This window comes from Gallibacterium faecale, from assembly GCF_027920745.1.
Taxonomy (GTDB): domain Bacteria; phylum Pseudomonadota; class Gammaproteobacteria; order Enterobacterales; family Pasteurellaceae; genus Gallibacterium; species Gallibacterium faecale.
The window spans coordinates 1-11,000 of sequence record NZ_JAQIBB010000098.1; the positions used below are offsets into that span (position 1 = coordinate 1).

Consider the following 11,000-nt stretch of genomic DNA (forward strand, 5'->3'; position numbering starts at 1 on the left):
CAGATCTAATTAGAAGTTATCAATTAAGGCGTTTAGTGTTGCACTTGGACGCATTGCTTTTTGTGCAAGTTCTGGATTTGGATGATAGTAGCCACCCATATCAACAGCATGACCTTGTGCATCATCTAACTCTGCCATAATAGCTTGTTCGTTTTCAGCTAAGGCAGCAGCTAAAGGTTTAAATTGCTGCGCAAGTTCACTATCTTTTTGTTGTTGGCTAAGTGCTTCTGCCCAATAACAAGCGAGGTAATAGTGACTACCACGATTATCAATTTGTTTGACTTTGCGAGCAGGTGATTTGCCATTCAATAATAATTTTTCAGTCGCAACATCAAGAGCATCTGCAATAATTTGGGCACGTTGATTGCCTTCACGTTGTGCTAAATGTTCAAGCGAAACAGCTAATGCTAAGAATTCACCTAAAGAATCCCAACGCAGGTGGTTTTCTTGTAAGAATTGTTGTACGTGCTTCGGTGCTGAGCCGCCAGCGCCTGTTTCAAACATACCACCGCCGTTCATTAATGGCACAATAGACAACATTTTTGCACTGGTTCCCAATTCTAAAATAGGGAATAAGTCAGTGAGATAATCACGTAATACATTACCTGTTACTGAAATAGTATCTTTACCCGCTTTTGCACGTTCAAGTGAAAGTTGGGTAGCTTCTACTGGAGAAAGAATATGTAATTCCACTTTGCTGGTATTAATCGTTGCAAGGGCTTTTTCAACTTTTTTCAAGACTTCACGATCGTGAGCACGATTCTTATCAAGCCAGAAAACAGCTGGAGTATCAGAAAGCTGTGCACGTTTTACAGCAAGTTTTACCCAGTCAGTCACTGGAGCATCTTTAGTTTGACACATACGCCAAATATCGCCAGCTTCAACAGTATGCTGCATTAGGACGTGATTATTTTGATCTAAAACTTTCACCACACCATCAGTAGCAATTTCAAAAGTCTTATCATGTGAACCATACTCTTCTGCTTTTTGTGCCATTAAGCCAACATTAGGTACACTACCCATTGTTTTTGGATCAAATGCACCATGTTGCTTACAGAATGCAATAGTTTGTGCATAGACGCCAGCGTAACTACTATCAGGAATGACTGCTTTGGTGTCTTGTAATTGACCTTGTGCATTCCACATTTTGCCAGAGCTACGAATCATTGCTGGCATAGAGGCATCAATAATTACATCACTTGGTACATGAAGATTGGTGATCCCTTTATCTGAATCAACCATTGCAAGAGCAGGACCATCCGCTAACGCTTGATCTACAGCACTGCGTACTTCAGTAGGGAGCTTATCTAAGTTCGCAATTAAATTACCTAACCCGTTATTAACATTAACACCCGCTTGATCAAGTAATGCACCATATTTTTCAAATACAGGTGCTAAAAAGGCTTTTACAGCGTGACCAAAAATGATGGGATCAGAAACTTTCATCATAGTGGCTTTCATATGTAAGGAAAATAGCACACCTTGTGCTTTTGCATCTGCAATCTCTTTAGTTAAGAAAGCAAGTAACGCTTTTTTGCTCATCATAGTAGCGTCAAGAATTTCACCTGCTTGTCCTTTTAAAGTTTTTAATAAGGTTTGTTTACCTTGTTTATCTTCTAGTACAACACGAATTTCGCCCGCTTGATCGAGCGTTACTGATTGTTCATTATGATAGAAATCACCAGAACTCATAGTAGCAACGTGTGTTTTTGAATCGGCAGCCCAAGCTCCCATACTGTGAGGAAACTGTTTAGCATAATTTTTAACTGCTTTTGGTGCACGTCTGTCAGAGTTACCTTCACGCAATACAGGGTTTACTGCACTCCCTTTAATTTTGTCATAACGCGCACGAATCTCTTGTTCTTCTTCAGTAGCAGGTGAATCAGGATAATTTGGCACAGCATAGCCATGAGCTTGTAATTCAGCAATAGCGGCTTTTAATTGAGGGATAGATGCACTGATATTTGGTAATTTAATAACATTGGCTTCTGGTTTAGTGACAAGTTCGCCTAATTGAGCAAGAGCATCTTCTACACGTTGATTTTCCTGTAAATAGTCAGGGAAATTCGCCACAATACGTCCAGCTAATGAAATATCACTAACAACCATCTCAATATTTGCCGGTTTTACGAATTTTTCAATAATGGGTAGGAATGATAGGGTGGCTAAAGCGGGAGCTTCATCTGTGTAGGTATAGATAATTTTACTCATAATCACCTCTCTGATTAACTATTAATAAGTATGTGTTGTTTGTTATTGACTTAATATTCATTAGAATATTTAAGGCTATTCCTACTGAAATAAGTTATTCCAGTTTGCTTGATAAATTTTAATAAAACGTTAAAAAATTTATATGTATTTGCTAAATTGCTGTCTATCTTATCATTTCATCATTAACTTTAAACCATAATCATAAAGATTTTTTAGCAAAGTTAATTTGTTTTCATCATTAGCATATTCAGCGGAAAGCTTTTCTAATTCAGCAATAAAGTTTTCACTATATTGTTCCAATTTGGCGCGACAATATTTTTGCCATTTCACCTGCTCAGCTCGAGAAAGGGTTTTATAAAAATGTCTTGCTCGATAGTGAAAAAGTAATTCAGGAATACGGGTATCTTGAAAACTTAAACCATGGTCAGCTAATTTTTCTGCAGGTAAGGTACGTAAAATTGCCAAATTGTTTTTATCTGAATAAGGATAAAATCCTGAATAAAGTGCAGTTTCAACATCGTCATATTGATTAGAGTATTCATCGAGATAAATTTGATGTACTTTTTCACGAATATCAGGTCTTTCTTTTAATTTAGCGAGATTATCTAGACAAAGTTGGCGATCGATACCGAGTCGCGTAGCAGTTTCAGGTAATAACGTTTTTGCAGGAGCTAAAATTGGACATTTATTAAGATGTACTAATTTTAATGGAACAGCTTTTTTACCTAGCTGTTCTAACTCTGTTTTCTTAGTATAAAGATTCTGCTTTAATATTTCTGCATCAAGCGTTAATAAGTCACTCAGATCGCTCGCAAGATCACAAAAGATTACCGCATTTTTATTAGTCGGGTGTGGTGCTAATGGTACCATCCAGCTGGTGTTGCCACGATAATTACCTAACATACCCGATACATGAACTAATGGTGTCATATTAATGTAATCAACAAGCTGTTCTAACTCTTTTTTACCTCGATTTTTAAAAAAGTAATCGAAAAGTTTTGGTTGTTTTTGCTTGATTAATTTTGCCATTTCAATCGTGGCATAAACATCGGACATGGCATCATGCGCATGACTATGTTCAATCTCATTCGCTTTAGTTAATAATTCTAAGCGAAAGCTAGGCATCCCTTCGTCATCATAGACCCAGTTAATCCCGTCTGGGCGTAAAGCATAAGTTGCTCGGACTAGATCAAGTAAATCCCAACGTGAATTGCCATGACTATAACTGTATTCATAAGGATCGATAAAATTACGATAAAAAGTATAACGTGTCATTTCATCATCAAAACGGATATTGTTATATCCCATAATACACGTATTGGGTTGGCTAAACTCTGCAAGGATTTTTTCGGCAAATTCGGGTTCGCTAATGCCTTGTTGATTACAAAGTTGTGGCGTGATTCCTGTTAATGCCACTGCCGCAGGGTGCGGTAGATAATCATCGGTCTGTTTACAATAAAGAATAATGGGGTCACCAATAATATTAAAATCTTGATCGGTACGGATACCAGCAAATTGAGCGGGGCGATCTCGGGCAGGGTCTACGCCAAAACTTTCGTAGTCATAAATAAAAAATGAGAAATCAGTCATATCTTGGATTGAATTTAAAAATACAAAAAAATTACATCATGATTATAGAGAATGATAACCGAGGATAAAACCTCAAATTTGAGGTTAATTTGCCAGAAATAAGACTGTTTTTAAACAAATTTACTAAATTTCTGTGATCTCCCGCTAATTTTAAACATTAGCTATTTGATTTATCTGTTAACTTGGATAAATATGTAGCCAGTACAGGGCGATCCTGCCGTTGTATATTTTTAATTAAGTTAAAAAATCCATTATTCGAGGTTATTATGGAAATCGGTGTAGTTAAGTGGTTTAACAATGCAAAAGGGTTCGGTTTTATTTCTGCTGAAGGTCAACAAGGCGATATTTTCGCACATTATTCTGTGATCGAAATGGATGGTTATCGTTCATTAAAAGCGGGACAAAAAGTACAGTTTGAAGCTGTCCATGGCGACAAAGGCTCACACGCAACAAAAATTGTGCCAATTGTTGAATAATTATATCGCAATTACTTTCTGTATTAATTTTGTTTGAATGAACAAAATTAGCCAATAAAAAAGATACACTGGGGTAGTGTATCTTTTTTAGTTTTAGGCATTGATCTTATTTTTTATTGTAATAACCTGCCATTGCTTGATAAACCGCAGTTTCATTTTTAATCAAATTATATTTTTGATTTAAAATAGAGATTTCAGAGGCTTTTTCAGTATTCGCCGCGGATAACCAATCTTTTAATTCTGAAACGCCTGCATTATAACGATCACGATAATATTGACTAATTCTCTTATCGTAGTTGTATTTATTTAATAGATTGTCATAACTACGTTGTGATTGTTGATAAGCAAAATAGAGAGCATCAATTTCATTTAATGCAGTAGTAATACTTTGTTCAAAACTTAAACGAGATGCTTCATAAGTTGCTTCGGAAATTTTGACGTTCCATTTAACAGTTTGCCAAGAGAGGAATGGTAGAGTAATCCCTAACGTACCTACTCCCATAGGATTGTCAGTCGCATTATTGACGGTAGAGCCTTTTGCTTGTAGTGTGCCAGCTAAGCTAATAGTTGGGAACCAACTCTTCTGCATTGCTTTGGCATCTTTAAAGGTGCTTTGTAAGCGATATTGAGCGGCACGAACATCAGGACGATTTGCAATAACTTCAACAGGAACGTTTAAATTTACCCCAGGCAATTTTACTTTTAATAAGTTTGGTAAAGCTAAATTGAGTGGTTCATTCGGTTTTAGATTTAATAAGTTATGCAGTGTTTGTTGTGCAGTTTTTTGTTGTGCTTGTAAATCAAGAAGTGTGTTGCGCGCTGTTAATACAGCTTGCATTGCTTGAGCACTACTTAATTGATCAATGACTCCGAAACGTTGTTTATTTTGCACCACCGTATTGATCTGATTGTAATAATTTACAGATTCTTCGGTGGCTTTAATCGCATCATTTAAATAAGCAAGACTATAATAGGTATCAATCACACTATTAATTAAGGCTAAACGAGCGGCGGCGAGATCTTCAACGGTTGCTTTATGTTCCCATTCAGCGGCATCAGCTGAATCAGCGAGTTTACGCCATAGATCAAGCGTATAACTAATACCAATTTGACCAGTATGTACAACAGTTGAATTACCCCCTTGTTTAATATTTTTACTGGCTGTGGATTCACTACCGCCACTAAATGTTGGTACTAAATCTGCACCCAATAAATTTGCTTTGTATAAAGCAACATTGACGGCAACAGCACTTTTCGCTAAATCAAGATTATTTTTTAATGCAAGATCGATTAACTGGTTGAGTTGAGGATCGTTATATAATTTCCACCACTCTTCATTAACATTAAATTGTGAAGTAGCAGAAATATATTGTTCAAAATTTTGTTGGCTTGCATTAAATGAATCATCAATATTAGCACAGCCAACGAGAATAGTGGACAAAAGTAATGCCGCAGTAATTTTATTAAACTTCTTCATAGTTATCCTTAAAAATATATCCTTAGAAAATAGATAAAAATGTTATAAAAATTATAGCAATTTTCCCCATTTTCGACCAGTAATCACATCTGAAATTATTCCTAATATAAGGTAATTTACTCTTGAGATAACGCTGTAATTGGGTTTAATTTGGCTGCATTTTGTGCAGGAACATAACCAAAAATAATCCCAATTAAGGTTGAACAGAGTACTGCGACAACAATCGAGAATGTAGAAAATAGCATTATAAAATCGGTCATAAATTGATTAAATAATACACCAATTATGCCAGATAAACAGATACCAATAATGCCTCCGACTAAACAGACTAATACCGCTTCGATGAGAAATTGCTGTAAGATATTATGCTGTTTGGCACCGATTGCCATTCTGACACCAATTTCTTTGGTTCTTTCTGTCACTGATACCAACATAATATTCATCACTCCAATCCCACCGACAATTAATGAAATTAACGCAATCGAAGAGATTAACAATTTCATTGTATTGGTGGTACTTTCTATGGTTTGTTTAATCGTATCTGTATTTAAAATAAAAAAGTCTTTTTTGCCATGACGACTTAATAGCAGGGCTGTTACATTTTTTTCGGCTGCTGCCGTAGTAATGCCTTCGGATACTTTTACTGTAATTGAACTGATTTTTTTCTCACCTGAGATTTTATTCATTGCAGTAGTATAAGGAATCCAAATATTTAAATTTTCACTATTAATGCCCATGACATTAGAAGTATTGACCACACCAATAATTTTTAATGGCTTTTTATTGATCATAATAATTTGCCCAAGCGGATTATTATCTTTAAATATTCGGCGTTGGGTATTTTGATCAATTACCGCAACAGATTGATTTAATTTCACATCTTGAGCGGTAAATAGGTTTCCAAGTGCAGATTGAATCCCTTTTACATTAAAATATTGTTCACTAACACCTCGCACTTGAGCGGTGAATGCACTATTGCGATAAGTCAATGTCCCACTTACCGAACTATTTGGTGTTACGCTTTCAATATAAGGCTGTTTCATCAACATTTCACTATCAGCAACAGTAAGATTTTGCATACTTTCCGCTCGCCGATCACCAAAACCTGTACCATTGAAGATATCCATCGTATTGGTGCCAAGTGAATTGATATTTTGTAAGACTTTTTGTTGTGAACCATTACCTAAGGCAACCACACATACAACTGAAGTTATTCCGATAATGATTCCAAGCATTGTTAATAAAGAACGCAATTTATGAGCGATAATCGCTTTAATCGACATATTAAGTGCTTCAATAAATTGATCACGATAAAAAGCAAAACCAGTATGATTATTTGCCTGACTAATCGGTCTATGTTGCAGATTATGATTGTTACGGTGATCTTGGATAATTTCCCCATCTTTAATTTCAATGATCCGGCTGGCAAATTTGGCGATATTAGGATCATGAGTAACTAAAATAATAGTGTGTCCTTCTTGGTGAAGTTGTTGCAAAATTTGCATTACCATTTCACCACTTTTCGAATCTAATGCACCAGTTGGTTCATCTGCGAGAATAATATCACCACCATTCATTAGTGCTCGAGCAATGCTGACCCGCTGTTGTTGCCCACCAGATAATTGATTGGGCTTATTTTCCATTTTATTGGCTAGACCTAATTTATCGAGTAATTGTGCAGCTCGAGTTAATCTTTCCTCTTTTGCCATTCCGGTATAAACGGCGGGTAATGCTACATTTTCTTGAGCATTTAATGTGGGTAATAAATTGTAGCGTTGAAAGATAAAACCAAAACGCTGTTGGCGTAATTCCGAGAGCTGATCTGCTGTTAGTGTAGCGGTTTCTTGTTCAGTAATTTTGTATGAACCACTCGTAGGTGTATCTAAACAACCAATAATGTTCATTAAAGTAGATTTACCAGATCCAGATGTCCCAATAATCGCAATAAAATCACCTTGCTGAATATCAAGATGAATGTTTTTTAGAATATGAACTCGGTTTTCACCCTCACCAAAAAATTTATTGAGGTTTTTGATTTCAATAATATTTTGCATAAAAACCTCATTACATCATTCTTGGTGCTCTAACTTTAACACTCGGTGCATCACTGCTTGAAGATTGGGAAACAATGACTTTTTCACCCTCAGTAAGTCCAGAAACAACCTCAGTATTAATGTCGTCATGTAAACCAGTCGTGATCGTTTTTTCCAGCACTTTACCATTTTCTAGAACTTGAACGATGGCTTGGTTGCCTTGCTTACGAATGGCTAAGGTTGGCACTGCTAATACATTTTGTTTTTCAGCAATGATAATAGTATTTTGTGTCGTCATACCAATTTGTAGCTTATGTTGTGAATTATTTACCAACACATTGGCATAATAATAAATTGCATTAGTATCACTCACAGATTCAGTATATTCATTGTCAGTCAGCGTGGTCATTGCAGGATCAACTGAATCAATTTTAGCGGTATAAATTTCATCTGGTTCAGCCAACGTTGAAAATTTGACGGTCATACCTGCTTGTATTTTGGTGATATCGCCTTCAGAAATTTCAGGCTTAATCAACATTGTATCTAAATCAGCCACTTGAATAATGGTTGGTGTTGTTTGATTTGCATTAACCGTTTGCCCTTCAGATACAGGAATAGAGATTACAGTACCATCTAAAGGAGAAGTAATTTTAGTGTAATTCAAATTTGTTGTTGCCGTATTTACTTCAATTTCAGCTTGTTTTACTTGAGCTTGAATTTGTGCCACGCTTGCTTTCGCAGTTTCTAAAGTATTTTGTGCAGTTTCGTAATCATTCAATGAGCTTGCTTGTTTTTTATATAATTTTGCCACTCGATCATAATTAGATTGCGCAATTCGATAAGCAGTTTCTGCAGCAGCAAGTTGGGCTTTATAAGAAGCTAATTGTGCAACAGCGGTATTCAGTGCGTTTTCCTGAGTAATCGAATCAAGTTGAGCAATTAATTCTCTTTTTTTCACTTGTTGTCCAAGTTTGACATAAATTTTTTCTACTTTACCAGATACTCTCGCCCCAACTTCAACACGTTTTGAGCTACGTACTGTGCCGGTAGCGACCACAGTTTGTTGTAGATCCATTTTTTTTACAGTTTCAGTGAAGTATGAGGTTTGAGGTTGGTTATCGTGTGTAAAATAATAAAAGAGCCCAGCAATAATAAAAACAATGGCAAGGCTCCAAATAAATTTTTTCTTTAATGTCATAAATTGATCCTTTCAACAAACAAGGATTTTTTCTACTAAATGAACATTCATTCATTTTATAGAAAGATCATCTTGTAAACAAATACTATTTTGGGAATTGAAGATCAGATTATTGGTAAAAGGAGAGTATGATGATGCTATTTTGCGAATAATCTGACTGGAATTTACCAATGCAGAATAATGAAGATTAAAAGTTAGAAGAAAATTAGTATTTACTAAACCTTCGGTTTGGTGTTATTTGCTAAAAAGTGTAAAATGCGAAAATTATTTTGCGTAAACTCAACTTGAGGAAATTATGAGTCATACAGAAACGACTGAGATAAAACCAACAAATTTTATTCGTCAAATTATTGACGAAGATCTTGCACAAGGTAAACATCAATCTGTGCATACTCGCTTCCCACCAGAGCCAAACGGCTATTTACATATTGGTCATGCAAAATCTATCTGCTTAAACTTTGGTATTGCTGAAGATTATCAGGGGAAATGTAATTTACGTTTTGATGATACCAACCCAGTAAAAGAAGATATGAGCTATGTGGAGTCAATTAAACAAGATGTAGAGTGGCTTGGCTTTACTTGGGATGGACAACCGCGTTATGCATCAGATTATTTTGATCAACTTTATGGCTATGCGATTGAACTAATTAAAAAAGGATTAGCATATGTTGATGAACTTTCACCAGAAGAGATGCGTGAATATCGTGGAACATTAACAGAGCCAGGTAAAAATAGTCCATATCGTGATCGTTCGGTAGAAGAAAACTTAGCATTATTTGAAAAAATGAAGAATGGTGAGTTTGCTGAAGGTAAAGCAGCATTACGTGCCAAAATTGATATGGCATCACCATTTATTGTAATGCGTGATCCTGTTCTATATCGCATTAAATTTGCCCATCATCATCAAACAGGCGATAAATGGTGTATTTATCCAATGTATGATTTTACGCACTGTATTTCAGATGCGATCGAACGTATTACCCATTCACTCTGTACATTAGAATTCCAAGATAATCGCCGTTTATATGATTGGGTATTAGAAAATATTTCAATTGAACGTCCGTTACCACATCAATATGAGTTTTCTCGTTTGAATTTAGAAAGTACCTTAACGTCTAAACGTAAGTTATTACAGTTAGTGAATGAAGGTATTGTTGATGGTTGGAATGATCCACGGATGCCAACAATTTCAGGCTTACGTCGTCGTGGTTATACGCCAGAATCTATTCGTGAGTTCTGTCGCCGTATAGGTGTCACAAAACAAGATAATGTGGTGGAGTATAGTGCTTTAGAAGCTTGTATTCGTGAAGATTTAAATACTAATGCACCACGTGCGATGGCGGTGATTAATCCTTTACGGATTGTGATCGAGAATTTTAATGGTGAAGAGTTATTAACTGCACCAAACCATCCAAATCGTGAAGAGCTTGGAACACGAACTTTACCATTCACTAAAGAGATCTATATTGATCAAGCAGATTTCCGTGAAGAAGCAAATAAACATTACAAACGTCTTGTGTTAGGTAAAGAAGTACGTTTACGTAATGCGTATGTGATTAAAGCAGAGCGCGTTGAGAAAGATGAGCAAGGCAATATCACCACCGTATATTGTACTTATGATCCTGATACATTAGGGAAAAATCCAGCAGATGGACGCAAAGTAAAAGGGGTTATTCATTGGGTATCAGCGACACATAATCATCCAGCTGAATTCCGTTTATATGATCGCTTATTTACTGTATCAAATCCAAGTGCGGCGGAAGATATTCATCAAGTGCTTAATCCAGATTCACTTGTGGTGAAACACGGTTTTGTTGAACAAAGTTTAAGTGCGGCGGAAGCAGAAAAATCTTACCAATTTGAACGTGAAGGTTATTTCTGTGCAGATAGTAAAGATAGCCACCCAGAACATTTAGTGTTTAACTTAACGGTTTCATTAAAAGAGAGTGTAGTCGTTTAAAGCGATTTTTAGATTGATTGAGAAGGCTATTTGTCTTAGACAAATAGCCTTTTGT

At 35.9% G+C, this 11,000-nt stretch carries 7 protein-coding genes; 2 read left to right on the forward strand and 5 right to left on the reverse strand.

The genetic code is table 11. The features are described from left to right. Window positions 1-9 precede the first annotated feature (9 nt). Together PF272_RS10665 and sbcB are read right to left on the reverse strand one after the other, a co-directional pair. A complete protein-coding gene (locus tag PF272_RS10665) occupies window positions 10-2,211 on the reverse strand; it encodes an NADP-dependent isocitrate dehydrogenase (protein WP_271142741.1) in 2,202 nt (733 codons plus the stop codon). A 171-nt stretch (window positions 2,212-2,382) separates the two neighbouring features. Further along, window positions 2,383-3,801, reverse strand: coding sequence for an exodeoxyribonuclease I (gene sbcB / locus PF272_RS10670; RefSeq protein WP_271142742.1), 1,419 nt, complete (start codon window positions 3,799-3,801; stop codon window positions 2,383-2,385). 266 nt (window positions 3,802-4,067) lie between these two features. On the opposite strand from sbcB, the gene cspD reads away from it, so the two are divergent. Further along, window positions 4,068-4,277, forward strand: a complete 210-nt coding sequence (gene cspD / locus PF272_RS10675; protein WP_065234759.1) for a cold shock domain-containing protein CspD — start codon at window positions 4,068-4,070, stop codon at window positions 4,275-4,277. Between the two features lie 106 nt (window positions 4,278-4,383). Here the strand turns inward: cspD and tdeA are convergent, their stop codons facing one another. The 3 genes from tdeA to PF272_RS10690 form a co-directional block, all read right to left on the reverse strand. Then, window positions 4,384-5,754 (reverse strand): toxin/drug exporter TdeA, encoded by a 1,371-nt coding sequence (tdeA, locus tag PF272_RS10680; protein WP_065234758.1) that lies wholly within the window; start codon window positions 5,752-5,754, stop codon window positions 4,384-4,386. A 116-nt stretch (window positions 5,755-5,870) separates the two neighbouring features. Then, window positions 5,871-7,808: a MacB family efflux pump subunit gene (locus tag PF272_RS10685; protein WP_271142743.1), complete on the reverse strand. Its 1,938-nt coding sequence runs from the start codon at window positions 7,806-7,808 to the stop codon at window positions 5,871-5,873. Window positions 7,809-7,818: 10 nt separating this feature from the next. Next, complete coding sequence (locus PF272_RS10690) at window positions 7,819-8,985, reverse strand: efflux RND transporter periplasmic adaptor subunit (protein ID WP_271142744.1); 1,167 nt, start codon at window positions 8,983-8,985, stop codon at window positions 7,819-7,821. A gap of 295 nt (window positions 8,986-9,280) precedes the next feature. Here PF272_RS10690 and glnS point away from each other — a divergent pair, with 295 nt between their 5' ends. Beyond that, window positions 9,281-10,945, forward strand: a complete 1,665-nt coding sequence (gene glnS, locus PF272_RS10695) for a glutamine--tRNA ligase (protein WP_065237466.1) — start codon at window positions 9,281-9,283, stop codon at window positions 10,943-10,945. Window positions 10,946-11,000: the final 55 nt, after the last annotated feature.